The sequence below is a fragment of the Streptomyces sp. NPDC002403 genome, assembly GCF_053593015.1.
Window position 1 is genome coordinate 326,668 of record NZ_JBSFBQ010000002.1, and the last position, 26,071, is coordinate 352,738.

At 71.3% G+C, this 26,071-nt stretch carries 23 protein-coding genes; 8 read left to right on the forward strand and 15 right to left on the reverse strand.

Annotated features, from left to right (window positions below):
• Nucleotides 1–824: 824 nt before the first annotated feature.
• Nucleotides 825–3,932 carry an alpha-N-acetylglucosaminidase gene (locus ACWCPY_RS03945; RefSeq protein ID WP_451262725.1) on the reverse strand — a complete coding sequence of 1,036 codons (3,108 nt, stop codon included), beginning with the start codon at nucleotides 3,930–3,932 and terminating at the stop codon, nucleotides 825–827.
• 161 nt (nucleotides 3,933–4,093) lie between these two features.
• Entirely contained in the window at nucleotides 4,094–4,639 is a 546-nt protein-coding gene (locus ACWCPY_RS03950) for a carboxymuconolactone decarboxylase family protein (RefSeq protein ID WP_451262726.1), read from the reverse strand.
• 82 nt (nucleotides 4,640–4,721) lie between these two features.
• Between ACWCPY_RS03950 and ACWCPY_RS03955 the strand changes: the two genes are divergently transcribed.
• Nucleotides 4,722–5,213 carry a MarR family winged helix-turn-helix transcriptional regulator gene (locus ACWCPY_RS03955; RefSeq protein ID WP_451262727.1) on the forward strand — a complete coding sequence of 164 codons (492 nt, stop codon included), beginning with the start codon at nucleotides 4,722–4,724 and terminating at the stop codon, nucleotides 5,211–5,213.
• Between the two features lie 158 nt (nucleotides 5,214–5,371).
• Nucleotides 5,372–7,036: an alpha-L-fucosidase gene (locus ACWCPY_RS03960; RefSeq protein ID WP_451262728.1), complete on the forward strand. Its 1,665-nt coding sequence runs from the start codon at nucleotides 5,372–5,374 to the stop codon at nucleotides 7,034–7,036.
• Between the two features lie 50 nt (nucleotides 7,037–7,086).
• On the opposite strand, the gene ACWCPY_RS03965 is transcribed toward ACWCPY_RS03960, so the two are convergent.
• Entirely contained in the window at nucleotides 7,087–7,734 is a 648-nt protein-coding gene (locus ACWCPY_RS03965) for a LuxR C-terminal-related transcriptional regulator (protein WP_266736928.1), read from the reverse strand.
• Nucleotides 7,719–8,987 carry a sensor histidine kinase gene (locus tag ACWCPY_RS03970; RefSeq protein ID WP_451262729.1) on the reverse strand — a complete coding sequence of 423 codons (1,269 nt, stop codon included), beginning with the start codon at nucleotides 8,985–8,987 and terminating at the stop codon, nucleotides 7,719–7,721. Before ACWCPY_RS03970 ends, ACWCPY_RS03965 begins: the two co-directional genes overlap by 16 nt.
• 269 nt (nucleotides 8,988–9,256) lie before the next feature.
• Between ACWCPY_RS03970 and ACWCPY_RS03975 the strand changes: the two genes are divergently transcribed.
• A complete protein-coding gene (locus tag ACWCPY_RS03975) occupies nucleotides 9,257–11,377 on the forward strand; it encodes an MMPL family transporter (RefSeq protein ID WP_451262730.1) in 2,121 nt (706 codons plus the stop codon).
• Between the two features lie 87 nt (nucleotides 11,378–11,464).
• Here ACWCPY_RS03975 and ACWCPY_RS03980 read toward each other — a convergent pair whose 3' ends face one another.
• From ACWCPY_RS03980 to ACWCPY_RS04000, 5 genes are all read right to left on the reverse strand, one after another.
• Nucleotides 11,465–12,085, reverse strand: a complete 621-nt coding sequence (locus tag ACWCPY_RS03980; RefSeq protein ID WP_451262731.1) for a winged helix-turn-helix domain-containing protein — start codon at nucleotides 12,083–12,085, stop codon at nucleotides 11,465–11,467.
• 346 nt (nucleotides 12,086–12,431) lie between these two features.
• Entirely contained in the window at nucleotides 12,432–13,343 is a 912-nt protein-coding gene (locus tag ACWCPY_RS03985; RefSeq protein ID WP_451262732.1) for a DUF6891 domain-containing protein, read from the reverse strand.
• Between the two features lie 132 nt (nucleotides 13,344–13,475).
• Nucleotides 13,476–14,510, reverse strand: coding sequence for a glutamine synthetase (gene glnII / locus ACWCPY_RS03990; protein WP_451262733.1), 1,035 nt, complete (start codon nucleotides 14,508–14,510; stop codon nucleotides 13,476–13,478).
• Nucleotides 14,511–14,631: 121 nt separating this feature from the next.
• Nucleotides 14,632–15,774: an ARPP-2 domain-containing protein gene (locus tag ACWCPY_RS03995; RefSeq protein ID WP_451262734.1), complete on the reverse strand. Its 1,143-nt coding sequence runs from the start codon at nucleotides 15,772–15,774 to the stop codon at nucleotides 14,632–14,634.
• Complete coding sequence (locus ACWCPY_RS04000; RefSeq protein WP_451262736.1) at nucleotides 15,771–17,246, reverse strand: hypothetical protein; 1,476 nt, start codon at nucleotides 17,244–17,246, stop codon at nucleotides 15,771–15,773. Before ACWCPY_RS04000 ends, ACWCPY_RS03995 begins: the two co-directional genes overlap by 4 nt.
• A 208-nt stretch (nucleotides 17,247–17,454) precedes the next feature.
• On the opposite strand from ACWCPY_RS04000, the gene ACWCPY_RS04005 reads away from it, so the two are divergent.
• Nucleotides 17,455–18,366 (forward strand): Gfo/Idh/MocA family protein, encoded by a 912-nt coding sequence (locus tag ACWCPY_RS04005; RefSeq protein ID WP_451262737.1) that lies wholly within the window; start codon nucleotides 17,455–17,457, stop codon nucleotides 18,364–18,366.
• Nucleotides 18,367–18,473: 107 nt separating this feature from the next.
• Here the strand turns inward: ACWCPY_RS04005 and ACWCPY_RS04010 are convergent, their stop codons facing one another.
• A complete protein-coding gene (locus ACWCPY_RS04010; protein ID WP_451262738.1) occupies nucleotides 18,474–18,935 on the reverse strand; it encodes a MarR family transcriptional regulator in 462 nt (153 codons plus the stop codon).
• A 99-nt stretch (nucleotides 18,936–19,034) separates the two neighbouring features.
• Between ACWCPY_RS04010 and ACWCPY_RS04015 the strand changes: the two genes are divergently transcribed.
• On the forward strand, nucleotides 19,035–19,892 hold the full coding sequence (locus ACWCPY_RS04015) for an alpha/beta fold hydrolase (RefSeq protein WP_451262739.1): 858 nt from the start codon (nucleotides 19,035–19,037) through the stop codon (nucleotides 19,890–19,892).
• 42 nt (nucleotides 19,893–19,934) lie between these two features.
• On the opposite strand, the gene ACWCPY_RS04020 is transcribed toward ACWCPY_RS04015, so the two are convergent.
• The gene (locus ACWCPY_RS04020) at nucleotides 19,935–20,294 is read right to left on the reverse strand and encodes an arsenate reductase family protein (RefSeq protein WP_451262740.1); all 360 of its coding nucleotides are present in this window, start codon (nucleotides 20,292–20,294) and stop codon (nucleotides 19,935–19,937) included.
• Between the two features lie 120 nt (nucleotides 20,295–20,414).
• Between ACWCPY_RS04020 and ACWCPY_RS04025 the strand changes: the two genes are divergently transcribed.
• Nucleotides 20,415–20,684 (forward strand): hypothetical protein, encoded by a 270-nt coding sequence (locus ACWCPY_RS04025; protein ID WP_451262741.1) that lies wholly within the window; start codon nucleotides 20,415–20,417, stop codon nucleotides 20,682–20,684.
• 99 nt (nucleotides 20,685–20,783) lie between these two features.
• On the opposite strand, the gene ACWCPY_RS04030 is transcribed toward ACWCPY_RS04025, so the two are convergent.
• Nucleotides 20,784–21,218: a hypothetical protein gene (locus tag ACWCPY_RS04030; protein WP_451262742.1), complete on the reverse strand. Its 435-nt coding sequence runs from the start codon at nucleotides 21,216–21,218 to the stop codon at nucleotides 20,784–20,786.
• 148 nt (nucleotides 21,219–21,366) lie between these two features.
• Here ACWCPY_RS04030 and ACWCPY_RS04035 point away from each other — a divergent pair, with 148 nt between their 5' ends.
• Nucleotides 21,367–21,852: an FxLYD domain-containing protein gene (locus tag ACWCPY_RS04035; RefSeq protein WP_451262743.1), complete on the forward strand. Its 486-nt coding sequence runs from the start codon at nucleotides 21,367–21,369 to the stop codon at nucleotides 21,850–21,852.
• 24 nt (nucleotides 21,853–21,876) lie between these two features.
• Here the strand turns inward: ACWCPY_RS04035 and ACWCPY_RS04040 are convergent, their stop codons facing one another.
• The 3 genes from ACWCPY_RS04040 to glnA form a co-directional block, all read right to left on the reverse strand.
• Nucleotides 21,877–22,212 carry a hypothetical protein gene (locus tag ACWCPY_RS04040; protein WP_451262744.1) on the reverse strand — a complete coding sequence of 112 codons (336 nt, stop codon included), beginning with the start codon at nucleotides 22,210–22,212 and terminating at the stop codon, nucleotides 21,877–21,879.
• A 4-nt stretch (nucleotides 22,213–22,216) separates the two neighbouring features.
• On the reverse strand, nucleotides 22,217–22,402 hold the full coding sequence (locus ACWCPY_RS04045) for a hypothetical protein (RefSeq protein WP_451262745.1): 186 nt from the start codon (nucleotides 22,400–22,402) through the stop codon (nucleotides 22,217–22,219).
• A gap of 1,535 nt (nucleotides 22,403–23,937) precedes the next feature.
• A complete protein-coding gene (glnA, locus tag ACWCPY_RS04050) occupies nucleotides 23,938–25,347 on the reverse strand; it encodes a type I glutamate--ammonia ligase (protein ID WP_326765192.1) in 1,410 nt (469 codons plus the stop codon).
• A gap of 254 nt (nucleotides 25,348–25,601) precedes the next feature.
• On the opposite strand from glnA, the gene ACWCPY_RS04055 reads away from it, so the two are divergent.
• A complete protein-coding gene (locus tag ACWCPY_RS04055) occupies nucleotides 25,602–26,069 on the forward strand; it encodes an RDD family protein (RefSeq protein ID WP_451262746.1) in 468 nt (155 codons plus the stop codon).
• The last annotated feature ends 2 nt before the right edge of the window (nucleotides 26,070–26,071 follow it).

The following is a 26,071-nucleotide window of genomic DNA, read 5'->3' on the forward strand; positions in this document are numbered from 1 at the left end:
GTTGCCGCGTCCGGTCTGCGCACCCTGCTGGAGGACGTTGCCGTTGCCGCGTCCGGTCTGCGCACCCTGTTGCAGGACGTTGCCGTTGCCGCGTCCGGTCTGTGCGCCTTGCTGGAGCACGTTGCCGTTGCAGAACTGGGGTGTGGCCCGAGTGCAGATGTTTGCGGTCGGGGCCTTTGGCGGGGCTTGGGGCGCTGCTACGGCACTTGTTGCGCCAACCCCGCCAGCGAGCGCCGCGACCAAGCTCGACACGCCGATCAGGCGGGGAATTCCTTGCCGAATGCTTCTCATCATGGTGGATTCCTTGCGTGTGGAAGCGGGTTTGCGCTTGCCTGCACCAGCCATCCTCGGGTGCTGGGCATCACCGAGGCGTGACGTCGGCGTGACCGGCCTCCGCTGACGGCAGCCAGTGGGCGCTCTCCGCAGGCGGCCACTTGCCCCCAGCCATGGCCGAGGACTGCCCTGCGGACGCCATGTTTCCCGGGACCTGAACCGATACCGGCCGGTGATACCGGCCGGTGCGAAGAACAGCGGGAAGGTCCAGGAAATCCTGGAGTCATGCGACCTCACCGAGGGTTGTCGAACGGCGGCCGAGCTGGTTGCGGCCACCCCGCGGTGGCCCGATGTACGCAGCTGAGGGCAGGTGTCCGACCGAGCGGTGTGCTCGGACGGTTGCGTACGGTAACAGGCGTCAGGAAGGCGTACGCGTAGTCGACGCGCCGCGCCGACCGGGTGCGCCCGGACAGCACGCGCGTTCACCGGAACGCGCGAATCGCGCGACGGTCACCCCGGGCCGTCCGTGTGCGGTGCAACGGGCCGTCGCGTCAGCCCAGTTGCCACCCGCTGAAGCCGGCCGTGCCGCGCTGCCCGCTCCCGCCGTTCGTCGCGCTCATGAAGATCCCGACATCCTGGGCCGCCGCCGTCCCCGGCACGGCGACCGTGCCCACCGTCCGCCAGCTCGCCCCGCCGTCGGTGGAGCAGGAGCCCGTGCACCCGTCCCCGGCCCGGGTCAGCCGGAGCAGCACCGGGGCCTTGACCCCGGTGATCCGGCGGTAGGTGTCCAGGGTGCCGTCGCCGTTCGTGTCGTACGAGAGCACCACACCGTTGGACGGTGTCACCGCCAGATTCAGGAACCCGGCGGAGCCCGGCACCGCGAGCGCGTTGCGCACCACGATCCCTGCGCGTGCCCAGCCCCCGGTGTTCTCCTGCGCGTCGACCCGCACGGTCACCCCCGCCCCGTCGGCCCACACCCCCTCCCGGTACGCGGTGCCGAACTGGCTGGTGCCCTTCCACAGGTCCTGGCCCGCCCCGTTGATCGCGAACCGCCCGTCCAGCTGGCCGAAGACCGCCGCGTTCGCCGTGTACGTGCGCCAGCCCGGCTCCAGCGGCGCCGCCAGGTACACCGCGCCGCGCCGCAGATCGGTCACCCGGTCCTCGCCGCGCGGCCCGTACGCGGTGCTCAGCTCGTACGGCATCGGCACCAGCGGCGTGGTCAGCGGCTCGGACGGGGCCGTGACCCGCCAGCCCACCGCGCCGGAACCGCCGGCCGCGACCTCGTCGAGGGAGGTGCCGCCCGTGGCGGTGGCGTCCAGGCCGGTGAGCACGAAGTCGACCCGGCCGGTGGACCGCAGGCCGTTCAGATTGCGGAAGGCGGCCGTCACCGTGCCGGTGCTGCCCGGTGTGAACGCCACCGGATCGGCCGAGACCGTGACGGTGCCCTGGTACGGGGCGGTGGACAGGGTCTCGAAGACCCGTCGCGCCGTGCGGTGGGCGTCGCCCGTCGGCCGCAGCGGATAGCTGTCGGTGCGGCGGGTCCACTCCTCCTCGCCCGGGTACCAGTCGAACGGCTTCGCCGCCCTGCCCTCCGCGAGCGCGTCGGCCAGCTCGTCCAGGTACACCTGCCACTGCGGGAGATGGACCTCGGCCATCAGCCCCTGCCAGTCGCGATTGGCGTAGTTGCTGAGGTCGTCGGCGGCGGTCCGGTCCGCCCAGGTGGTGATCAGGGTGCGTGCCGTCCACTCCAGCCGCACCGCCTCCGCCGGGCTCGTCGCCAGCCGTTTGGCGTCCTCCAGCCACGGCCCCAGCAGAAAGGCCCGGTGGCAGCCCGACATCGCGTCCGTCAGCCGCATCAGCTTCAGCCAGAGCGCGGCGAGCACGCGGAACCGGGCCACGTCCTTGTCGGCCTGGGCGGCCCGCAGCTGCGGCAGCAGGGTCCGGGAGCGGTCGGCGAGCGCCTGCCGGGCCAGATCGGTGAGGTCGTGGCGGTAGGTGTCCGAGTCGCGCAGCGACGGATGTACGTCGAGGAGCGCCGCGAACGCCCGGTCGAAACCGGCCGGGTCGAAGGCGGTGCCGACGGAGGAGGTGATGTTGGGCCGACGGGAGAAGAGCGAGTCGACGGGGCGGCCGTCGGTGCTCGTCAGCCGGTACGCCGTGGCGGCCAGCGCGGTGAAGGCCGCCTCCGCCGAGCGGTCGCGGCCGCCGTAACGGAACTTCGGGTACGCCCGGAACCACGACTCCCGGTCCACCTTCCCGGTCCGCCAGGCCAGCTCGCTGAACAGCTCGAACGCCGCCGGGTCGCGCTCGGTCGCCTCCGGCATGTACGCCGTGCCGACCAGGGCGCTGCCCGGCTTGTCGCGCCAGGCCGTGAACTTCTCCGTCCAGCGGTCGGTGTTGGCGCCGATCGTCGTGCGGCCGCCGAAGTTCGGGATGGTGCCGAAGGCGTACGGTGCCCCGCCCCAGTCCTTCTCCCGGTCGGTGACCGTGTCCAGGTCGGAGAGGCCGTCGACGATCAGGATCCGGTCGGTGTCGATCGCCTCCAGCAGCGCCTTCCGTGGATTGGCCTGCCAGCCGAGGATCACCCATGTCGCGCCGGGGTGCGCGGTGCGCAGGGCCGACTCGACGGCACGGGCGGCGTCCGGCACCGGGACGTCACCGGCGCTGCCGCCCTCGTGCAGCAGATCCATCTTGAAGTGATCCGCCGGACCGAACAGTTCTTCCCGGTGCCGGTAGAAGGCGGCGGCCACCTCGGCGAAGACGGGGGTGCGCGGGTCGAGCCAGTCCGGCCGGCGCAGCCCGTTCCAGGTGCCCTGGGGAACGACCCGGGCCCCCGGATTGCGGTCCGTGAAGCCGTCCGGGACCGTGCCGAAGTAGCCGGGGAACACCGGAGCCATGCCCAGCTCCCGCATCCGGTCGGCGATGCGCCGGCCCAGCTCGGCGCGCCGCCCGATCAGCTCGGGACCGAGCGGGCCGCCGTACCCGCTCATGTTCTGGAGCAGCCACCACGGCTGGTGGGAAGGGGCGGGCAGCCAGGCGCGGGCCTCGGCATCGCTGTAGCCGAAGTCCTGGAGCAGCCGGTGATAGACGGCCTCCTGCCCGGCGGTGACCAGCACCTCGTTGCAGCCGTGCAGGGCCAGGACGTCGAGCATCCGCTCCCAGTGCGGCCAGTCGGCGTACGGGGCGGTGTAGCCGTCGTGGGTGTCGTTGAGGGCGAACCGGTGGGCGACGGTCGCGGAGCGCTCGACAGGGCTGCGGGGAGCGGGCAGCCGGCGGGGCAGAGCGGTGCGGCTGCCGGACCAGGAGATCACGGCGTCGCAGGTGTACTTGAGGTACCAGTGCGCCCCCGTCAGGGCGGCGGCCGGTGTGGTGGCGGCGATCTCGATCCGCCCGGTGGTGCCGGTGACCCGGAAACGGTCCTGCGCGCCGTCGCCCCGGGGGAGGGAACGGAGCCGGAACTGCCCGGCATGGTCCGGCAGCAGACGGCCGAGCGCCTCGTGCGCGGGCGCGAGGTCCGGGGCCGGAGCGGCCGGAGCGGCGGTGGCGTGCGCCGGGGCGGCGGCCCCCAGCGCGGCGGCGGCGCCGACGGCTCCGGCGGTGCCCAGCAGCGTACGTCTCGTCAGCCGGGAGGAGCTGAAGGGCAGGGAGGGTTCCGTCATGATCCGCACTCCTCGGTGTTGTTCATGGTGGTGCATGCGACAACAAGTGCGTGCGGTGCGCACGTTAATGACGGGTGCGGGGGCGGGCAATGGGGCGTTCGGCGGTTTGTGCCGATCCAGCCGTTCGGCCCTCACGGCGGGGGCGGCCGGGCGCCCTGCCGTCAGACGAAGGCGGCGAGCCGGTGGTCGACCGGCGCCCCCGTCATCCGGTTGGCCAGCGTCGACATCGTGTACGTGCCGATGCCCAGGACCACTTCCAGCGCGTTGCGCGCGGTGTAGCCGTGCCCCAGGAACGCCCGGAGCGCGGCGTCGTCCACGGCGCCGGCCGTCGCGAGCACGGCCAGGGTGAACTCCCGTACCGCGTTCAGCCGTTCGTCCGCCGGCGGCCGCCGTTCGCGCAGGGCCGCGATCAGCTCGGGGTCCGCGCCGAGCGCGTCGAGCTTCGCCGTGTGCATCGCCACGCAGACGTGGCAGTCGTTGCGGGTCGCCATCGTCATGATCAGGACCTCGCGGGAGAGCGGGTCGAGGGTGGTGGACTCGAAGACGGCGCTCGCCCTCAGGAAGCCGTCGAGCAACTCCGGCGAGGTGGCGATCCGGGCGACGGCGGAGGGCAGATGGCCCTGCTTCGCCGTCACCGCCTCCATGGTGCGACGGGCGGCGGCAGGGGCGGATTCGAGGGTGTGGTCGGGAAACACGGACGCGGACATGGCTGACCTCTCCTGGTGGTTGCTCACGCTAAAATCGACAACGTGATTGACGAAAAGGTAAACCAGGTTGTCGAGTTCTGCAATGGCTGAGCGGCGGGCGGAAGGGGTCGAGGGGGACGCGGCGGGCTTCGAGCTGCCCCTGCTGCTGTTCGCCGGATTCCGGTCGATCGTCGACGAGTTGCATCGGGACCTCGCCGGGCACGGCCATGCGGACGTCCGTCCCGCGTACGGCTTCGCGCTCCAGGCGGTCGGCCGTGACGGGGCGACCGCCAGTGAGATCGGGCGACGGCTCGGGGTCTCCAAGCAGGCGGCCGGCAAGACCGTGGAGAAGCTCGAAGGGCTCGGGTACGTGGAGCGCGTCGACGACCCCCGTGACGGCCGGCGCAAGCTGGTCCGGCTGACCGCGCGGGGCATCGACGTACTGGTCAGATCCGCCGAGGGCTTCGACCGGCTGCGGGCCCGGTGGGTCGAGGTGCTCGGCGCCGACCGGGTGCGGGCGATGGAGGCCGATCTGCGCGCGATGGTGCCCGCGAGCGCGCTCCGGCTCGATGTGCCGGGCTGGTTCAACGACTGACGGGCAGCCGGGGCGACTGTGGGGGCGGCTTGGACTTTGTGGGCGAGAGATAGGACGTATCTCGTACGCACCCTTCCCGATGGCCTGTGTGTGCGACAGCATGCCCACGTCGGAACCCAAGAGATCCGACCATTATTGGTCGGGAACGGGAGGGAACCATGGCACGACGCACCCGTGTGCTCAGTGCGCTCGCACTGGCGGCGACCGCCGCGCTCGTCCCCGTACAGGCGATCGCGCAGCAGCCCGCACACCAGCGGACGGCGCCACCGGGCACCCCGTGCAGCGCGCCGGTGAAGCCCGCCCCGCAGATGGCGGTCGAGTCCTGCGACAGCCCGGACCGGATCATCGAGAAGGCCGCGAACATCGTCCCCACCGCCGGTCAACTCGCCTGGCAGCAGCGGGAGGTGACCGCGTTCACGCACTTCGGGATGAACACCTTCACCGACCGTGAATGGGGCTCGGGCACCGAGGACGAGAAGCTCTTCGCCCCCGAGTCCATCGATGCCGACCAGTGGATGCGCGCCTACAAGGCCGCCGGCGTCGAACAGGTCATGCTCACCGCCAAGCACCACGACGGCTTCGTGCTCTACCCGAGCCGGTACACCGACCACTCGGTCGCGCTCAGCCCGGGCAGCCCCGACGTCGTGGCCGCCTATGTGAAAGCCGCCCGCAAGGCGGGTCTGAAGGTCGGGCTCTACCTCTCGCCCTCCGACGGCGCCGAACTCCCGCACACCTGGCACGCGCAGTGGGTCGACACGATCCGCGAGAAGCAGGCCGAGGGCAAGCCGCTCAGCCTCCCCGAGCGCATGGCACTGGAGGACGGCGACCGCGCCCCGGCCGGCGAGGGCCGCTTCGGCAACGGCAGCCCGGTCACGGAGCGCACGATACCCACCCTCGTCCCCGGCGACGACCGGGCCGCGGCCGTCCGCAGCGGCAAGCTGCCCACCTTCCGGGTGAAGGCCGACGACTACGACACGTACTACCTCAACCAGCTCTACGAACTGTTCACCCAGTACGGCCCGATCGAGGAACTCTGGCTCGACGGCGCCAACCCCTGGTCCGGCTCCGGCATCACCCAGAAGTACGACGTCAAGCAGTGGTTCGACATGGTGAAGGCACTCTCGCCGAACACCGTCGTCTTCCAGGGCCCGCAGGGCGTGCGCTGGGTCGGCAACGAGAACGGCATCGCCCGCGAGACCGAGTGGAGCGTCACCCCGCACACCACCGACCCGTGGACCGGGCTCGGCAGCCTGCCCAACGACTCGACCGACCCCGACATCGGCTCCCGGGCCCGGCTCCTCGACCCGGAGGTCAACTACCTCCAGTGGTACCCGGCCGAGGCGGACGTCTCGATCAGGCCCGGCTGGTTCCACCACCCGGACCAGAAGCCCAAGACGCCCGCCCAGCTGATGAACCTGTACGAGAAGAGCGTCGGCCGCAACGCCTCGCTGCTGCTCAACGTCCCGCCGGGCAAGGACGGCCGGATCGACGACGCCGACGTCGCCTCACTGACCGCCTTCGGCTCCGACGTACGCCGGATCTACGGCACCGACGTACGCAGGCAGAACCCGGCCCCGTACACCTTCGACCGGATCGCCGTCCGCGAGGACATCCGGCACGGTCAGCGGGTGGAGAGGTTCGCCGTCGAGGCCCGCGTCGGCGGGAGCTGGCAGCGGATCGCCGAGGGCACGACCATCGGCCACCAACGCATCCTGTCCCTGGCCACCCCTGTCACCGCCACCTCGGTACGGGTGAAGGTCCTGGAATCCCGGGCCGCACCGCACCTGGGGGCGACGACACTGCACCTGAGCACCGCGCCGTGACCCGGTGGCCGTGCGACCCCGCGGCCGGGGGTCGCACGGCCGTCCGCCGTTCAGCCCCGGTCGAGATAGGCGAGCACCGCGAGGACGCGGCGGTTGTCGTCGTCGGACGGCGGCAGGGAGAGCTTCCCGAAGATGTTCGAGGTGTGCTTGGCCACCGCCCGCTCCGTGATCACCATCTGCGAGGCGATCGCCGCGTTCGAACGGCCCTGCGCCATCAGCTCCATGACCTCCAGCTCGCGCGGGGTGAGCATGCCCATCGGCCTGTCCTGCGAGCGCCGCGACAGCAACTGCGAGATCACCTGCGGGTCCATCGCGGTGCCGCCCGCCGCGACCCTGCGCACCGCGTCGACGAACTGCTCGGCGTCGAAGACCCGGTCCTTGAGCAGATAACCGATGCCCCCGTTGCCGTCCGCCAGCAGCTCGCGCGCGTACAGCTGCTCCACATGCTGCGAGAGCACCAGCACCGGGAGCCCCGGCTTCGCCCGCCGGGCCGCCAGCGCGCACTGCAGGCCCTCGTCCGTGTGGGACGGCGGAAGCCGGACGTCGACGATCGCGACGTCCGGCTCCGACTCGGCGAAGGCACGGGTCAGCTCGGGCCCGCTCTCGACGGCTGCCGCGATCTCGAAGTCGTACGCCTCCAACAAGCGGACCAAGCCGTCGCGCAGCAGGAAGAGATCTTCGGCTAGGACAACTCGCAAGGGATCTCCATGGTCACCATGGTGGGACCGCCCGCGGGGCTGCTGACGGCCATGATGCCGTCGAATGTACCGAGTCGGCGTTCGATTCCGCTCAGTCCGGAGCCGCCGCCCACCTTCGCCCCGCCCCTGCCGTTGTCGGTGACGGAGATCCGCAGCGCGGAGTTCTCGTGGTGGATGTCCACGCAGACGCGGTCCGCCCCCGCGTGCTTGGCGGCGTTCGTCAGCGTCTCGCTCACCGCGAAGTACGCCGCCGACTCGACCGCGGCGTCCATGCGGCCGCCCAGCTCCGCGTCGACCTCCGACTCGAAGGGCAGCCGCAGCGCCAACGCCCGGACCGCGTCGGCGAGTCCGCGCTCGGCGAGGACCGGAGGGTGGATGCCCCGGACCAGGTCGCGCAGCTCGGTGAGCGCCTCGGCCGACGACTCCCGGGCCATGGCCAGGAGCTTCTTCGCCTGCGCCGGGTCCTTCTCGATCAGCGCCTCCACCGTGCCCAGGCTCATGCCCATCGCGACCAGCCGGGCCTGCGCGCCGTCGTGCAGATCCCGCTCGATGCGCCGCAGTTCCAAGGCGGCGGTGTCCACGGCCTCGTGCCGGGTCTCGGTCAGCCGGTCGATGCGCCGGACCAGCTCCTCGTCCTGGGTGGGGGCCAGCAGCGAGCGGGCGATCACGAAGTGCAGCCGCAGCAGCCGCTCGCTGACCAGCACACCGATCGCGAACAACACCGCACCGAGCGCGGCGGCGGCAAGACCCGTCGCCTGGCTGTCGACCGGGACGAAGCCGTACCAGTAGCGGTCGTCGGTGAAGACCCGCCACAGCCCGGCCGCCAGCACGAGACCTTCCAGCGGATAGATGAACAGTGCGGCGGCCAGGGTCGCGACCACATAGCCGGCTGTCATGTCGACCAGCAGCCACTCGATGTCGCGCCAGGTCGCCGGGTCCTTCAGCATCAGCGTGGTCCGCTCCACCTGCCCGGTGAACCCGGTGCGCAGATCCTTCGGGAAGGGGCGGTAGGGGACAGGTATGCGGACGTCGGACCAGGCGATGGCGAGCAGCCGCCTTCGGTTGGCGTGCCTGCGGACCAACTCCAGTACGTAGGGGGTGGTGAACAGGCCGACGCCCAGCGGGATGAAGGCGATCGAGAGCACGGCCCATACGAAGAGCGTGATCGAACCGACCAGGCTCGCGACCGACACCACGACTCCGCGTCCGGCGGCCAGCATCGCGGCCCTCATCCGTCCCTGCATCGCGTCCATCCCCGGTCCGTCCCCCTCGCCGGGCCCTCCTGCCGGACCCGTTCCGCAGACAGTCTCTCCCGGTGGCGGTCCCGGGTGTCAGCCGTTCCACCACCCGGGCGGGGTGTACCCAGCACCACCCCGCCGTCCTCGCCCTACGGCTCCGGGGAAGGGGGCTTCGGCGGCTGGGGCGGGCGGCTCCCCGTTCCTAGATTCGTCAGCGTTCATCGGCGGCGCGTCCGGCGCCGCGTTTCTGCCGGGTACAACTGACTTCTGGGGGCGAACACGCCATGAGGCGCAACCTCGCGGCACGCATCGGTATGTGGAGCGCGCACCACCGCAGGACCGCCATTCTCGGCTGGCTGCTCTTCGTCGTGCTCGCCACGGGCATCGGCGGGGCATCGGGGCTGGTCGAGATGGACGATGCGGAGAACGGCGCGGGCGACTCGGCACGGGCCGAGCAGATCCTCGACGACGCCGGACTCGGGCAGCCCGCCGGCGAGCTGGTCATGGTGTCCGCCGCGAGGGCGGGGGACTGGCAGGACGCCGCCCGCGAGCTCTCCGCGGCCCTCGGACGGACCGGCGAGGTGGCGGACCTGGCGGCGCCGGTCCCCTCCGGGGACGGCAAGGAGGCGCTGATCACCTTCGACCTGAAGGGGGACGCGGCGACGGCGCCGGACCGGGTGCAGCCCGTGCTGGACGCGGTGGACGGGGTCCGGGCGCACCACCCCGACGTCACCGTCCACCAGTTCGGCGAGGCCAGCGCCGGGAAGTGGCTCGGCGACCTGCTCTCCGAGGACTTCAAGAAGGCCGAATTCACCGCGGTACCCCTGGCCCTGGGCATTCTGCTGGTCGCCTTCGGCGCCGTCGTCGCGGCGCTCCTCCCGGTCGGGCTGGCACTGACCGCGTGCCTGGCCGCCTTCGGGCTGCTGTCGCTCGCCAGCCACCAACTGCACCTGTTCCAGACCACGTACTCGGTGATGTTCCTGATGGGCTTCGCCGTCGGCGTCGACTACTGCCTGTTCTATCTGCGGCGCGAGCGCGACGAGCGGGCGGCGGGACACGACGCGGAGACGGCGCTGCGGATCGCGGCGGCGACCAGCGGCCGGGCGGTGCTGGTCTCCGGGCTCACGGTGACGGTCGCGATGGCAGGCATGTTCCTGTCCGGCCTGATGCTGTTCAAGGGCTTCGCGCTCGCCACCATCATCGTGGTCCTCGTCGCCGTGCTGGGCTCGGTGACGGTACTGCCCGCGCTGCTGTCCTGGCTGGGCGACCGGGTCGAGGCGGGACGGCTGCCCTTCCTCGGCCGCCGAGGGGGCCGACGCGCCCGCACCGGCGGCGGGATCGCCGGCAGGGTACTGCGGCCGGTGCTGTCGAGGCCGCGGACCTTCGCGCTCGCCTCGGTCGTCGTCCTGCTCGCGCTGGCCGCGCCCGCCATCGGGATGAAGACCGAACAGCTCGGCCTGGAGAAGCAGTTCGGCTCCCACTCGCAGCTCTCGGTCGCCTACCGGCAGATCAGCGCGAGCTTCCCGGGCGGCCCCGACCCGGCACGCGTGGTGGTGAAGGCCGACGACATCGAGGCCCCCGCGCTGCGCAAGGCGCTCGACGGCTTCGAGAAGGTGACCGTCCACAAGGCGCAGAACGTCGCGGAGATCGAGGTACCGCTCCCGCACGGACGGACCTCGCTCCTCGAACTCCGCGAGAAGCGGCTGCCCGCCGCGTTCGACGCCACCGGTGCCCAGGTGTACGTGACCGGCGAGACCGCGGGTTCCGTCGACTTCAACGAACAGCTCAAGCGCGGCATCGTCCCCGTCTTCGCCTTCATCACGGCGGTGACCTTCCTGCTGATGCTGTTCTGCTTCCGCTCGTACGTCATCGCCGTGACATCGATCGTGCTCAACCTGCTCTCCGTGGCCGCCGCCTACGGGGTGATGGTCGCCGTCTTCCAGCACGGCTGGGGTGCTTCGCTGATCGGCTCCGAGGGGGTCGGCGCGATCGAGTCCTGGATGCCGCTCTTCGTCCTGGTCGTCCTGTTCGGACTCTCCATGGACTACCACGTGTTCGTGGTCTCCCGGATCCGCGAGGCCCGCGACCGGGGGCTGTCCACCCGGGCCGCGATCGACGAGGGCGTCCGGCGGACGGCGGGCGCGGTGACCGGCGCCGCCGTGATCATGGTCGCGGTCTTCGCGGTCTTCGGGACGCTGTCGATGCAGGACATGCAGCAGATGGGCGTCGGCCTCGCCGTCGCGGTGCTGCTGGACGCCACGGTCGTACGGATGGTCCTGCTGCCCTCGGTGATGGCCCTGCTGGGCGAGCGGAACTGGCGCACCCCGCGCGCCCTGACCCGGCTGCCGAGCCTGGAGCACGCCGAGCCGGAGCGGGAGCCGGTGGGGTCCGGGCGGCTCGGCTGACCGGGCAGGCCCGCCCGGCCCGGAACATGGAGCGGCCCTGGTCCGGTACGTGCCGGACCAGGGCCGCCCCAGCCGTCTTCCGACGCGTCAGGGCGTGTACTTGTACCCGACGCGCCGCACCGTCTGGATCGAACGCCGGTGCTCCACGCCCAGCTTGCGGCGCAGCCGGGCGATGTGGACGTCCACGGTGCGCCCGTCGCCCACGTGCCCGTAGCCCCAGACCGTGGTCACCAACTGGTCGCGGGTGTGCACCCGGTGCGGGTGCGCGACCAGATGGGCGAGCAGCTCGAACTCCAGGTACGTGAGGTCGAGGGTGTTCCCGTCCACCGCGGCGGTGCGCTGCACGGGGTCGATGCGCACCGGCCCGGTGGCCGGCTCGTCCACCGGTGTCGGCACCACGTACTGGGCGGCCGCGGCCGCCGCCGCCGTGACGGCGGGCTGCTGATCGGCCGGTACGAGCACCAGATAGCCGATCATCGGCGGCCGGCCCGGCAGCGCCGGAACGGTGTGCTGGGGCGCGGGCAGCCAGGTGGCACCCGGCGGCAGGAACTCCGCCACATCGGCCAGCTGGACGACCTCGTCGGGGTCGACGGCGCGCAGCCGGTGGCGGTTGGGGGAGAGGGAACGGGCGGAGGTGGTGGCCGCAGCGGACGCCGAGGGCGCTGAGGTGGCAGCGGCCGCGGCGGAGAAGGTACGAGTGTTCGCCATGAGGGTCAGCTCTTTCGCGCGAAGGAGTCGTCGGTGGACGGACTTGCTTGCGCGCGGGCCGAAGGCCGGGGTGAGCGGCTTTAGAGGGCCTGCGCGTTCGACGCGCGACAACACACCCGGTCGAAGTCATGGTGCTGACGGGAAGGCCAGAACGGCTCGAGGTCGCTGCGACCTGTCGAGGTGTGCTGGTGGATGCTGGCCATGCCCCCATTGAACCAGAGAACCGGACGCCGCAGCAGACCTCTTCCACCCGTCGATACGGACCCTTTGCGTTACCTTCCTCACCAGGGCTTCTCGTACGGCGCCGCAACCGGCGGGCCGCTTTCCGCATCATCCCCCGACCGGCTCAACCCACCAGCCGCTTGCGCCAGTCCAGACCGGTCAGCTCGATCGCCCGGTCCGGCGACCCGTCCCACTCCACCGTCAGCCCCGCATCGCCGAGCGCCTCGACGACCTCCCGGCCCACGAAGGCGGTCTCGTCCGCCGCCTCGCCGAACCCGCCGTAGTACAGCGTCAGGCCGTGCCCCGCCGCGGCACTCCCGGTGCCCTGCGTATGGAAGAAGACGAAGCCCCGCGCATCCTCCCGCCCGGCGCCCCGGATCTCGGCGAGACCGCACGAGCGGCAGCAGGTGAAATGCTCCCTCGCCGTGATTCCGCCCTCGTCCAGCCGGGCGAACGCCCGCGTCAGCCGGTCCGCGTCCGTCACGTCCGACCACTGCCGCTGCTCCTCGACCCGCTCCAGCCACAGCCGCTCCACCAGCTGCTGCGCCTGTGCGGGCGTCACCGGACGCACGCCGTCCTCGACCAAGTGGTCCTCGGCCGTCCGGGAGAGCTCCTGGACCGTCCCGTACCCGCAGCGGAGCAGCACCCGTATCCGCTCCTCCAGCTGCGCCCGGATCTCCGCCGGGATCTCCGGCACGGGCTCCGGCTCCGGCATCCCGGCGCTCTCCCACTCCACACCCGCGTCCCACTCCGGCTCCTGCCGCGCCCAGCGGGTCATCAGCCCGGCGACCCGCTCCGGCGAACCGATCGACGTCCGGTAGTGCGTGGCGGGGCCACCGGAGCGGCGCTCCAGCTGGTATCCGTCACCGTGATCGAACCAGACCTGCACGTAGGTCCCGGGGAGGTCGGGTATGCGCTGCACGACCAGGAACCGGTCGCCCTTCATACCGATGCGGTGCACCAGGTCGCTCAGCGCCCGCTCCGAAATGCGGGTGTACGTCTCGGAGTTCTCGGTCTCCACCTTGATGTCGAGCATGCGCCAACCCTGACACGGCCCACTGACAACGGCCCGGGACCGGCGGAGCGGGGCGGGGGCACCGCGCGATGCCACGACGAGGGGGCGCCACCCGGCCGGGTGGCGCCCCCTCGTGCGGACGGCGGAGCGGGATCAGACCTGGTCGGCCTTCTCCAGCGCGGCGCAGCAGGTGTCGACGATCAGCCGTGTGACGACGTACGGGTCGACGTTGGCGTTCGGGCGGCGGTCCTCGATATAGCCCTTCCGGTCCTGCTCGACCTGCCACGGGATGCGGACCGAGGCGCCGCGGTCGGAGACGCCGTAGCTGTACTCGTTCCACGGGGCGGTCTCGTGCAGACCGGTCAGCCGGTCGTCGATCCCCGCGCCGTAGTTCTTGACGTGGTCCATCGGCTTGGAGCCCTCGCCCAGCGACTCGCACGCGGTGATGATCGCGTCGTACCCCTCGCGCATCGCCTTGGTGGAGAAGTTGGTGTGCGCGCCCGCGCCGTTCCAGTCGCCCTTGACCGGCTTCGGGTCGAGGGTCGCGGAGACATCGAAGTCCTCGGCGGTGCGGTACAGCAGCCAGCGGGCGACCCACAGCTGGTCGGAGACCTCCAGCGGGGACAGCGGGCCGACCTGGAACTCCCACTGGCCGGGCATGACCTCGGCGTTGATGCCGGAGATGCCGAGGCCCGCCTTCAGACAGTTGTCGAGGTGCTTCTCGACGATCTCGCGGCCGAAGATCTCATCCGCGCCGACCCCGCAGTAGTAGCCGCCCTGCGCGGCCGGGAAGCCGCCCTCGGGGAAGCCGAGCGGCCGGTGGCCGTCGAAGAAGGTGTACTCCTGCTCGATCCCGAAGACCGGCTCCTGGCCCGCGAAGCGCTCGGCCACCGGGCGCAGCGCGGCACGGGTGTTGGACGCGTGGGGCGTCATGTCGATGTCGAAGACCTCGCACAGTACGAGGATGTCGTCGCCGCCGCGTATCGGGTCCGGGCAGCTGAAGACCGGCTTCAGCACCCGGTCGGAGGCGTGGCCCTCGGCCTGGCTGGTGCTCGAACCGTCGAAGCCCCAGATCGGCAGCTGAGCCACGTCCTGCGAGGGGCTCCCGGCCATGATCTTCGTCTTGGAGCGGAGCTTGGCGGTCGGCTCGGTGCCGTCGATCCAGATGTACTCAGCCTTGAACGTCACGGAAGCCATCCTTTGCGGGTGCTGCGGTCCTGCGGTCCGGTCTACGCAGCGCAGCTTCGCAAGACGCGATTTCCCGTCCGTTGCCCGGATGTGAACCCCGTGTTACCGAGGTTTTCCGCGTTCACGCGCGGGCCCTGAGCAGCGACTCGAAGCCGGCCGCGCGGATCCGGCGGACCACTTCCTCCTCCGTGGTGCCCAGCGCCCGGGCCGCCTCCGCGAGCCGCCAGTCCGCGTCGGCGAGCCGGTGCAGCAGATGGCCGCGCCTGATCTGGGCCTCGGACAGCCGGAACGTCTTCAGGTACGCGACCTGCCCCTTGTGATCGGTGATCGTCTCACCGATGTGCTGCCCCGCCCCGCCCGTCCGGAACGGCGGCAGGAACCGCCACAGCGTGAACGAACCCATCCGGTACACCCGGTCGAACGCGTACGAGCTGTCCAGCAGCTCACCCGCGAACAGGGTGTCGTGCGCCTCGGCCCACTCCCGCTCGCACTCCCGCGCCGCCGCCCGCAGCGCGGCGAGTGACCGCAGCCCCGGACCGTCGGGTATCCGCGCCGTGAACTCCGGTACCGGAGCGCCGTACAGCGCGTACTGGTGGATCAGCTCGCCGTACAGGTCCTCGACCAGCGACGGGTGCAGCAGCCGGTAGTCGTCCGGGTGCGGCAGCACGAACGCCGCAGCGAGCGCGTCGGCCGCATACACCATCACTCCGCACTGGCCGGGATGGATCTCGAAGACCCGCAGCGCGTCACCGAGCCCGCGCACCGACCACCCCATGTACGCGTCCTCGGCGCGCGGCGAGAGCCCGTCGCGCAGCGCCTGCCGCGACCACTCCTCCCAGGCGACGGAGGGGCCGCCGAAATGCAGGGCGAGATAGCCCTCCAGCGCGAGGTGCAGCGGCAGGAAACGCAGCCGGTCGCCCGGCCGGCGCTTCGCCATCCGGTGGTGGCGGTGGCGGTGGAGCCGCGCGGTCCGGGGCGCCGGCCGGTTCCCGGCCCCGGAGTCCGCCGCGGCGCCGAGCTGCGTACCGTACGCGGCGGACTGCTCGCCCTCGCCGGACCAGTCGGCGACGAAGCCGTGCGGGATGACCGAGGCGTAGTGCGTGCGCGGTCCGACGTCCACGACACCGTGCCCGTGATCCACGTAGAGCTCCTCGTGCAGCCGCAGCCCCTCGACGGGCTGCTCGCGCACCAGCGGCACCAGCCGGATGCCGCCCCACACCTGGGCGGGGCGGGTGGTGAGCCCGGTCGCTTCGAGCCTGTTCACGATGCCGCTCCTGCCCCGTCGTCGCTCACGAAACGTGCCACCTGCCGGTCCAGATAGGCGTACAGCGCCGCCGCACCCGTGCGTCCCTCGGCGAACCCCGCGATCTCCACCAGCGCCGGCAGGTCCTCCGCGTCCCGGACACCCGCCGTGGGCACGCCCGGCGCGAGGCGCCGCACATCGAAACCGTCCGCGTCGTATACGGGGTTCACATGCACCACCGCCGTGCGCCGGTCCGGATCGAGCCGGGTCCGCCAGACCCGCAGCACCTCGCCCGCGAGTCCGGGAGGCGCGTTGTCCCAGCCGTCCGAGACGATGACCAGCCGGTCGGGGCCCAGCTCCAGCGCGTCCAGCACACGGGTGCCGAGCGGGGTCGGCCCCCAGGGCCTGACCAGCAGCGGATCGGTGCGACCCGACGTCCACAGCGGGGTGTACGCGCCCGGCGCGGCGAGCGCCTCCAGCAGGAAGTGGCAGGCCAGCGCCACGGCGAGCGGCCGGCGCCGCTTCTCGCCCGACCCGGACGACGAGTAGCTGTCGTCCAGCACGGCGGCGACCCGGCCCCAGCCCCCGGCGTGCGGGCCCGCCGCACGCCGGGCCGCCGTGCGCAGCGCACGGGTCAGCTCCGCGCGGTGCGCACCGCGTGCCTCGAAGCCGAGCGACAGGACGTACAGGGTGAGCCGGGTCAGCGGCATCGCGGTCAGGTCCACATCCGCGGGCAGCAGCGCGCCGTCCCCGGCGGCGCGCTGCCCCAGGGTCCGCAGCCGCTCCAGCCGGGTCATCCGCGGCGCCATCCGCTCCAGGAACACCTCGCGCTTCATCCCGCGCCGGGCGGCGAGGCCCTCGGCGACGGTGAACGGCAGCTCCTCGACGGCCCCCTGCTCGTAGTGGGCCCGCCGCCAGGCGTCGAGCAGCCCGTGCCGGTAGCTCGTCCGGTGCCCCGGCCGGAACAGGAAGTCCCCCGTCTCGTCCGGCTCCCCGGCTCCGCCGAACCGGAGGTGGACGTGGCGGGCGGCGGTCTTCAGCCCGGAGCGGTACTTCACCGCGTCGTGCGCCGGGTCGGGCCGGGCGGCCAGCCAGTCCCGCATGATCGCGCGGGTGCGCCGGTTGTTCACCCCGGCCGCGCGCAGCGCCCGGAACAGCCGGTACACGCGCTGCGGCGGCAGCTTCGCCAGCCGGGCGGCGATCAGCCGGCCCTCGGTGCGCTTCTCCTCGGCGCTCGCGTCGGCGGCGTGCTCCAGCAGGCCCCGCACGACGAGCGCGGCGTTGTGGTCGTTGATGTCGAGGGCGAGCGCGGCGGCGTACACCCGGCGGTAGTTGACCCGCACGTACTCGTGGAGGAAGTCCAGCGAGAGCTGCTGCTCGTACGCGGATGAACGGAACTCGCGCTGTCCGGTCGCGGTGATCGCGGCATTGACGAAGAGCAGCACGTCCTCGGCGGCGACGAGGCCGGCGTCGGTTCCGGTGCTGGTGGTCATGGTTCCCCCGTGGAGTCACGCGCCGCCGTGCACCCGGGCGGAGCGCCGGCCGGGGAATGGGGGCGCGAACAGCGAAATCAGTGCTTCAGAGGCAAGTCCCGGAAGTCGCAGCCGGAGTCCCGCGGCCGGCCCCGCAAACGTAGCCACCGAAAGCGCCCCGCGCCAACTCAATACGAGGTGGGCCCGGCCGACCCGGCAGACTTGCCCCATGACGACACTTCCCCCGACCCCCCTGCGCATCGGCCTCGTCGGTACGGGCCCCTGGGCCCGGAACACCCAGGCCCCCGCCCTCGCCGCCCACCCCGGCGTCGCACTGAGCGGTGTCTGGGGCCGCCGCCCCGAGGCCGCGGAGGAACTGGCCGCCGCGCACGGCACCACGGCGTACAGCGGCGAGGCCGGCATCGACGAGCTCTTCGCCGCCAGCGACGCCGTCGCGTTCGCCCTGCCGCCGGACGTCCAGGCCCCGCTCGCCGCCCGCGCCGCGGCCACCGGCCGTCATCTGCTGCTGGACAAGCCGGTCGCGACCACCGTCGCGGGCGCCCGTGAGGTCGTCCGGGCCGCCGAGCAGACCGGGATCGCCTCCGTCGTCTTCTGCACCCTGAGGTTCGCGGCCGAGACATCCGCCTGGATCGAGGAACAGGCCGCCGTGGACGGCTGGTTCACCGCCCGTGCCGAGTGGATCGGCGCGCTGTTCGCCCCGGGCGCGACGAACGAGTACGCCGCCTCGCCGTGGCGCCGCGACAAGGGCGGCCTGTGGGACGTCGGCCCGCACGTCCTGTCGGTCCTGATCCCGGTGCTGGGCGACGTGACCCGGCTGACCGCGGCCCGCGGCCCGTCCGACACCACGCATCTCGTCCTCCGCCACTCCTCCGGCGCGTCCAGCACGGTGACGCTCGCACTGGGCGCGCCCGTGGCCGCGGCCGCCACGGAGATCGAACTCCGGGGCGAACAGGGAACGGCCACCCTGCCGCGGTGGTCCGATCCCGTCGCCGGCTTCCGGTCGGCGGTCGACGCGCTGATCCATTCGGTGCGTACGGGGGACCCGCACCCCTGCGACGTACGGTTCGGGCTGCGCCTGACGGAGCTGCTGGCGGAGGCCGAGAAGCAGACGGACGCGTAGGACGGCGACGGCTCCGCCGCGGCGCCCGCTGCATCGGCGTCCGGCGGAGCTCCGGCCGGGCCCCGGCCCCGGGGCGCCGAGCCGTGGACGGGGGGGCGCCCCGGTGGTCAGGGGGCCGAGGTCACCGCCCGGTGCGCGGCGAGCAGGAAGCGCCGGACGGCGGCCGCCTCCCGCTCGTCGAAGCCGCGCAGCACCGCCACCGTGCTCTCGATCAGGGGTCCGAAGAACGCCCATCCCAGCTCCACCGCCCGCTCGTCGACCGTCAGCAGCACGCGCCGCCGGTCGCGCGGATCACGGGTGCGGGTCAGATGGCCGAGCCGTTCCAGCCGGTCGATGACGGCGGTGGTGCCCGCCGAGTTGAGCCCGAGCTGCGCGCCGAGCCACCCGGCGGTGGCGTCCGTCCCCGCCCGCCCCGCGTCCAAAAGGCAGATCAGGGCGCGGACATCGGTGCTGTGCATGTGATGGAGGGCCGCGAACTCGGCCTGGCGCAGCCCGAATTCGACGGACACCTTGCGCAGCAGATGCACGATCTCCAGTTCCGGTCCCGGTTCCGGACCCCGCTCGCTCATCGGCGCTCCTTCCGTTCCACCGAGTCTATTATCTCGCCGAGCGAGATAATATTCGGGAGCGGCGGATCCAGCGGGAGCGGTACGACCGGGGAGGCACCCATGACATCCACGTCGGCACACACGTCGTTCCACCAGGCATACGACGAGGTCCTCGCCGTCGGCTGGCCCGCCGGGACGACGTACGCCCAGGTCACCACCCCGTACGGCACCACCCGCGTCAACAGCTGCGGCCCCGCCGGCGCCCCGCCCCTGGTGCTGCTGCCCGGGGGCGGTGCCACCTCCACCGTCTGGTACGCCCAGGCCGCCCACCTGGGCCGTACCCACCGCGTCCATGCCGTCGACCTGATCGGTGACCCGGGCCGCAGCGTCGCGGGGGAGCGCCCGATCCGTACGGTGGCGGACCTGGCGTCCTGGCTCGACGGGGTGCTGGACGGGCTGGGGGCCGACCGCACCGCGCTGGGCGGGCATTCCTACGGGGCCTGGATCGCCCTCCACTACGCCCTGCACGCGCCCCGCCGCGTCTCGGACCTGGTCCTGGTGGACCCGACGCAGTGTTTCACCGGCTTCCGGCCCGGCTACCTGCTGCACGCGCTGCCGATGCTGATCCGGCCGAGCGCGAAGCGGACGCGGGCCTTCCTGAGGTGGGAGACGGGCGGCGCCGCGCTCGACCCGGCCTGGCTGCGACTGCGCGACGCGGCCACGGGCTTTCCGTCCGCCCGCCCGGTCACCGGGCCCCGCCCCGCCCCGGAGGCCCTGAGCGCACTGGACGTACCGACCCTGATCCTGCTCGCCGAACGCGGCCGGGCCCACGACCCGGCCCGCGTCGCCGCCGGGGCGGCCCGGCTGCTCCCCCGGGTGACGACGGCGACGATTCCCGGCGCCACGCATCACACGCTGCCGCTGTACGGGCCGACGGCGGGCGAACTGAACCGCGGGATCGAGGACTTCCTCGGTTGACGGGCCTGCGTACGGGGCGGCGCCCGGGCCGCCCGCGGACGCTCAGCGTTCCAGCGCCTCGCGTACCGCCTCGTCCGTTCGCGCCACGACGGCGGTCCCGTCGTCCGCGGTGATGATCGGCCGCTGGATGAGCTTCGGGTGCTCGGCGAGGGCCGAGATCCACCGCTCGCGCGAACCGGCCTCGCGCGGCCACTCCTTGAGCCCGAGCTCCTTCGCGTCGGCCTCCTGCGTCCGCGTGATGTCCCACGGCTCCAGCCCGAGCCGGTCGAGCACGGCCCGGATCTCGTCCGGCGACGGCACGTCCTCCAGATAGCGGCGGACGGTGTATTCGGCACCCTCCGCATCGAGCAGCCGCACCGCGCTGCGGCACTTGGAACAGGCGGGATTGATCCAGATCTCCATGGGGCCAAAGGTACGCGAGGGACGACCCGAAAGCCCTTCTGGCCAGCGCCGATTGTCAGTGCCGGGCAGTAAAATAAAGGCAGTTGGTGAGGGTTCCACGACCATGCCAGGAGGTTGCCCATGGCCGTTGCCGCAGTCACGACCGAGCCGCTCCACAAGCCCCTGATGAAGAAGCCGCTCCCCGCGGGCCGGCCCCGCGAGTGGTACATCTCCCACAACCGCCGCCTGAAGGCCATGCGCCTGGCGATCGCCCTGCTCGACACGGGCGTCTACTACCCGTCGACCGCGACCGACGACAGGATATGCGCGACCGCCGAGCGCATCGGCATCCACCCGCCGTCCGACACGACCTGCCGCATGGTCCGCGCCCTGATCCGCTACGGCCGCTGACGTCCGGCGCACCCGACGGCCGTGTCCCCGAGCCCTGTACGCGACCCGGGGACACGGCCACGTACAGCACGGCCATGTACAGGCGGCGACGGACCCGGTTCAGAACCCGCCGCAGGCCGCCGTGGCGAAGGCCCCGGAGGCCGTGGCCGTCCGAACGGTCCCGTTGTCCACCGTCACCGCACAGGCGACCTCGCCGCCCGATGCCCCGAGGGTGACGGCGAAGGAACCGCCGCTCATGAAGCCCCTGGTCCGGGTCTCCCCGGTCCAGGGCAGCGTCCGCAGAGTCAGCCGCGCGGTCGAGAGGTCGCCGTCGCGCCAGGTGGGATAGGTGACGGTGACGTCCTTGGCGGTGCCGGTGACCTCGTACGTGATCCGCAGCGGCTTCGTCCCCTCCCTCGACAGCGCACCGGCGACCGTCCCGACGGCGACGGCGCCACCACCGGCCAGCGCGAGCACGACCACGAGCAGCACCCAGGGCCACCGCCTCCGGCGCCGCACCGCTTCCGGTACGCCGCCCGGCCTCTGGTCGCTCATGCCTCCAGCCTCGACCGCCCCGTGCCGCACCGCGAATCGATGCCGCCCTCTCCGCTCACCCGACCGGCGTACACCGCATGCGGCCGGGGCCGCCGCCCCTTTGACTGGGGCGATGGGCGAAGGGGGGTGGCGAGTGCTGGGAGGCACGATGACGAGGAAAGCCGCGCGAGGTCTGTGGGCCGTACTGCTGACGACGGCCGTGCTGTCGACGGCCGCAGGCTGTTCCGACGACGGCGGCAGCGCCTCCAGCACGGCGTCCAAGGCCGCGTCCGCCGCGGCGTCCGCGGCATCCCGGGGCGCCGACGTGGTGGCCTCGGCGACGGCCGCCGCGGGCGAGAAGCTGAACAACTTCAAGAACGGCGTGAATGCCAGGAGCGATGTCGAGCTGGGAAAGCCGGGCACCGACGGCGACGGCCGCGCCACCGTGAAGGTCACCGTCAAGAACAGCTCCGACTCCGCGAAGTCGTACGCGGTGCAGGTCAACTTCCGCGACGGGAGCGGCAATCTGCTCGACACGGTCGTGGTGACGGTCGACGACGTCGGCCCCGAGGCGTCCAAGGAGGCCACGGCCCGCAGCAACCGCAAGCTGTCAGGAGAGGTCGAGGCCGAGGTGGGACGGGCTCTGCGGCACTGATCGGACCGCGACAGCGCGCGACCGTCACACGCCGTTGGAGGAATCCCCTGGAATCAGATCCGGCGGCAGAACACTCACGACGACCGGAGCCGGGGGATTCGAAGGCGTGGGCACCTGGATGAGGAAGGGGAAGAACACGATCTCGCTTCCCGTATTCAGAGCCCGCTGCGAAACCCGGTAGCAGACGACCTCATTCGGATTGTCGATGAGTGTGTAGCACCTGAGTTCCGAAGGCGCGACCTGGAAATTCTGCTGTGAGGCGATGGCGTTGCTCGCCGATGTGCCCAGGATGCCGGCCGTCAGGAAGGAAGCCGCCGCGGCGGCACCGATGTTCCGCAAGGTTGTCTTCTTCATGTCCATCAGCTCAAAGGCTCGGGGTGAACTGGAGTTCCCCATCGGCATGCCGGGGCTTCAGCGGCACCAGCACCATGGCTCGACGGGGACGATTCTCGTAGAACCAGAACTGCTCGCAGAGCTGGAAGCGGGCGTCGACGACCATCGTATCGTTCGGCCCGTTCTCCTGCCGGTCCGTCTTTTTCGGCCGTGTCACGTTCCCCGGTCGGCGTCTCGTACGGCACCTTTCTCAACTCCCCGGCCATGACTGGTTGAATCCGGGAAATCTCTCGGTGCGACATCCGCGAGGAGAACGCGCAAGCTTGGGGAGGAGGGATTCCAGGATTCCGCCTGGAATTGTTGCTGTCGGTCCCGTCGTTGCTTCAGCGTCACGCCGGAGTCGTGCCATGGCTGAGGCCCGCTGATCACGATGACAATGTGACGGGAACAGCAAGAAAGCACAGTGCCGGAAAGGGGAAAACCGTGAGAGGTAAAGTCGTCCTGAGTTCCGCCGCGACAGTTGCGCTCGTCGGGGGGCTGGCTGCGACCACTGTCGCTCCTGCTTCCGCTGCCCCGACCCAGACGTGCCGGGTTGTGGCAAGCACCTTGACCGGAGAGAACTTCGATCCCAACGCGCTGTTCGTCGTATCCCCTGGGGGGATGGTGCTGCGCCCTTCTTCTGACGGTCGTGTAGGACCGGCCGCCGTAACGGGCACGGGCAGCTTCTCCGTAGGCCCCGTGGCCTGTGTCGGGGGCGGATCAGCGGCATCGACCGTCGCGGGTGCGGCCACTGCTGCGGCTGCCGGAACGAGCGCGGCACAGGCGGCGAGAGCCAGGGGGGCCTCTCCGCAGGAGGCAGCGGCACAGGGCGTAGCTGCGGCGCAGGCCACGGGGAGAACTCTCGGTCTGTCGCAGACGGTGATCAACCAGGTCACCAATCAGACAGTCAACAACCTGAACCAGATCATCGGTTCCACCATCGGTGGCTCCGTCATCGCGGGCAGCGGTAACACGGTCGGCGGCGGCAACACGGTCGGTGGTGGGACGACTCCGGGTACTGGTGGGACGACTACCCCGGGTACTGGTGGGACGACTACCCCGGGTACTGGTGGGACGACTACCCCGGGTACTGGTGGGACGACTACCCCGGGTACTGGTGGGACGACTACCCCGGGTACTGGTGGGACGACCACTCCGGGTACTGGTGGGACGACTACCCCGGGTACTGGTGGGACGACCACTCCGGGTACTGGTGGGACGACCACTCCGGGTACTGGTGGTGGGACGACTACCCCGGGTACCGGTGGTGGGACGACTACCCCGGGTACCGGCGGTGGCACGACCACCCCGGGCACTGGCGGGACGACTACCCCGGGTACTGGCGGTGGCACGACCACTCCGGGTACTGGTGGTGGGACGACTACCCCGGGTACTGGTGGTGGGACGACCACCCCGGGTACCGGTGGTGGCACGACCACTCCCGGCACCGCGACGGGGACTATGCAACCCGGCACCGGAACCGGCGAGCAACCAGTGACGATGCCGGCTCAGTGATTCCCTTTTCCTGCAGGCGGCCGGTCCGGGCCGGCGCAGGCGCGAGCCCCCTGCCGGTGTCCCGCGTCCGATAGTTGATCGTCGGCCTCGACAGCCATGAGCCCTCATCGATTTCTCGATGAGGGCTCATGGATCTGTGTGTGGTGCGTCCGGCCTCAGCCACCCGGCCCCGCTCTTCAGAGGTCGGGAACCCGCTCCTTAGAGGTCGAAGTACAGCTCGAACTCGTGCGGGTGCGGGCGCAGCTGGATCGGGGCGATCTCGTTGGTGCGCTTGTAGTCGATCCAGGTCTCGATCAGGTCCGACGTGAAGACGCCACCGGCCTGGAGGTACTCGTTGTCCGCCTCCAGCGCGTCCAGGACGGCCGGGAGGGAGGTCGGGACCTGCTGGACGTTCGCGTGCTCCTCGGGAGCCAGCTCGTACAGGTCCTTGTCGATCGGCTCGGCGGGCTCGATCTTGTTCTTGATGCCGTCGAGGCCGGCCATCAGCAGCGCGGAGAAGGCCAGGTACGGGTTGGACGACGGGTCCGGGGCCCGGAACTCGACGCGCTTGGCCTTCGGGTTGGAGCCCGTGATCGGGATGCGCATCGCGGCCGAGCGGTTGCGCTGCGAGTACACCATGTTGACCGGGGCCTCGAAGCCGGGGACCAGGCGGTGGTAGGAGTTCACCGTCGGGTTGGTGAACGCCAGCAGCGACGGGGCGTGCTTGAGGATGCCGCCGATGTAGTAGCGGGCCATGTCCGAGAGACCCGCGTAGCCCTGCTCGTCGTAGAACAGCGGGTCGCCGCCGGCCCACAGGGACTGGTGGACGTGCATGCCCGAGCCGTTGTCGCCGAAGATCGGCTTCGGCATGAAGGTCGCGGTCTTGCCGTTGCGCCAGGCGACGTTCTTCACGATGTACTTGAAGAGCATCAGGTCGTCGGCCGCGGCGAGCAGCGTGTTGAACTTGTAGTTGATCTCGGCCTGGCCGGCGGTGCCTACCTCGTGGTGCTGGCGCTCGATCTGGAGGCCGCTGTTCTCCAGCTCCAGGGACATCTCGGCGCGCAGGTCGGCGAAGTGGTCGACCGGCGGGACCGGGAAGTAACCGCCCTTGTAGCGGACCTTGTAGCCGCGGTTGTTCTCGACCGCACCGGTGTTCCAGGCGCCGGCCTCGGAGTCGATGTGGTAGAAGCTCTCGTTCGCCGACGTCTGGAAACGGACGTTGTCGAAGACGTAGAACTCGGCCTCGGGACCGAAGTACGCGGTGTCGGCGATGCCGGTGGAGGCGAGGTACGCCTCGGCCTTCTTGGCCACGTTCCGCGGGTCACGGCTGTACTGCTCGCCGGTGATCGGGTCGTGGATGAAGAAGTTGATGTTGATGGTCTTGTCGCGGCGGAAGGGGTCGACACGGGCGGTCGACAGGTCCGCGCGCAGCGCCATGTCGGACTCGTGGATGGCCTGGAAGCCGCGGATCGACGAGCCGTCGAAGGCAAGCTCGTCGGCCGGGTCGAAGGTCGCCGCCGGGACGGTGACGTGCTGCATCACACCGGGCAGGTCACAGAACCGGACATCGATGAACTTGACGTCATTGTCGGCGATGTACTTCTTCGCGTCGTCGGCGTTCTGGAACATCCAACTCCTCCTACTCCCGGCCCGGGAGGGACGGGGTTGTAGCTCGTGGTGCGGCCAGTGCGGTGGCACACGCTGGACCCGACCATAGGCAGACCGGATTTCTCAAGCATGACCCATTTGTTTCGCAGAAGTTAACCGAGCCGGGTGTGACCGGCGCCTCGTGACCGGTTACGGACCCGTGTTCCGGCCGCTCCGGGGGCCTGGAGCGGCACCCGCCCGGCCGGGCGGGAGAGCGGGCGCAGTACCGTGTTCGGGTGGACAACAGGCAAGCAATCGGATCGTGGCTCTCCGGGCCGCGCGCGGCCGCCGAGGAGATGGGGGCCGATTTCGGCTACCGGGGCAAGCGGCTCGGCCTGCCCGAGCAGGGGCCGGGTTCCGTGGCGCCGCTCGGCCGGCGGTTCGGCGCGATCTTCATCGACTGGGCCCTGTGCCTGCTGATCGCATACGGGCTGTTCGCTCGCGGTGACCAGCAGGCGGCCGGGAACTGGGCCGTGGGCATCTTCCTCGTACTGAGCGTGCTCACCGTCGGGACCATCGGCTGTACGCCGGGCAAGCGCATCCTGGGCATCAGGGTCGTCGCCGAGAACGGCGGCCGGCTGACGTTCGGGCGGGTGGTCGTCCGGAGCGTGCTGCTGTGCCTGGTGATCCCGGCCCTGGTCTGGGACCGCGACGGCCGCGGCCTGCACGACCGGCTCGCCCGCGCCGTCCAGGTCCGCATCTAGCA

Bases quoted from the DNA above. Each gene is read 5' to 3' on its own strand.
- ACWCPY_RS03945 (WP_451262725.1), bottom strand. From the start codon at position 3,932: ATGACGGAACCCTCCCTGCCCTTCAGCTCCTCCCGGCTGACGAGACGT.
- ACWCPY_RS03950 (WP_451262726.1), bottom strand. From the start codon at position 4,639: ATGTCCGCGTCCGTGTTTCCCGACCACACCCTCGAATCCGCCCCTGCC.
- ACWCPY_RS03955 (WP_451262727.1), top strand. From the start codon at position 4,722: ATGGCTGAGCGGCGGGCGGAAGGGGTCGAGGGGGACGCGGCGGGCTTC.
- ACWCPY_RS03960 (WP_451262728.1), top strand. From the start codon at position 5,372: ATGGCACGACGCACCCGTGTGCTCAGTGCGCTCGCACTGGCGGCGACC.
- ACWCPY_RS03970 (WP_451262729.1), bottom strand. From the start codon at position 8,987: ATGGACGCGATGCAGGGACGGATGAGGGCCGCGATGCTGGCCGCCGGA.
- ACWCPY_RS03975 (WP_451262730.1), top strand. From the start codon at position 9,257: ATGAGGCGCAACCTCGCGGCACGCATCGGTATGTGGAGCGCGCACCAC.
- ACWCPY_RS03980 (WP_451262731.1), bottom strand. From the start codon at position 12,085: ATGGCGAACACTCGTACCTTCTCCGCCGCGGCCGCTGCCACCTCAGCG.
- ACWCPY_RS03985 (WP_451262732.1), bottom strand. From the start codon at position 13,343: ATGCTCGACATCAAGGTGGAGACCGAGAACTCCGAGACGTACACCCGC.
- ACWCPY_RS04000 (WP_451262736.1), bottom strand. From the start codon at position 17,246: ATGACCACCAGCACCGGAACCGACGCCGGCCTCGTCGCCGCCGAGGAC.
- ACWCPY_RS04005 (WP_451262737.1), top strand. From the start codon at position 17,455: ATGACGACACTTCCCCCGACCCCCCTGCGCATCGGCCTCGTCGGTACG.
- ACWCPY_RS04010 (WP_451262738.1), bottom strand. From the start codon at position 18,935: ATGAGCGAGCGGGGTCCGGAACCGGGACCGGAACTGGAGATCGTGCAT.
- ACWCPY_RS04015 (WP_451262739.1), top strand. From the start codon at position 19,035: ATGACATCCACGTCGGCACACACGTCGTTCCACCAGGCATACGACGAG.
- ACWCPY_RS04020 (WP_451262740.1), bottom strand. From the start codon at position 20,294: ATGGAGATCTGGATCAATCCCGCCTGTTCCAAGTGCCGCAGCGCGGTG.
- ACWCPY_RS04025 (WP_451262741.1), top strand. From the start codon at position 20,415: ATGGCCGTTGCCGCAGTCACGACCGAGCCGCTCCACAAGCCCCTGATG.
- ACWCPY_RS04030 (WP_451262742.1), bottom strand. From the start codon at position 21,218: ATGAGCGACCAGAGGCCGGGCGGCGTACCGGAAGCGGTGCGGCGCCGG.
- ACWCPY_RS04035 (WP_451262743.1), top strand. From the start codon at position 21,367: ATGACGAGGAAAGCCGCGCGAGGTCTGTGGGCCGTACTGCTGACGACG.
- ACWCPY_RS04040 (WP_451262744.1), bottom strand. From the start codon at position 22,212: ATGGACATGAAGAAGACAACCTTGCGGAACATCGGTGCCGCCGCGGCG.
- glnA (WP_326765192.1), bottom strand. From the start codon at position 25,347: ATGTTCCAGAACGCCGACGACGCGAAGAAGTACATCGCCGACAATGAC.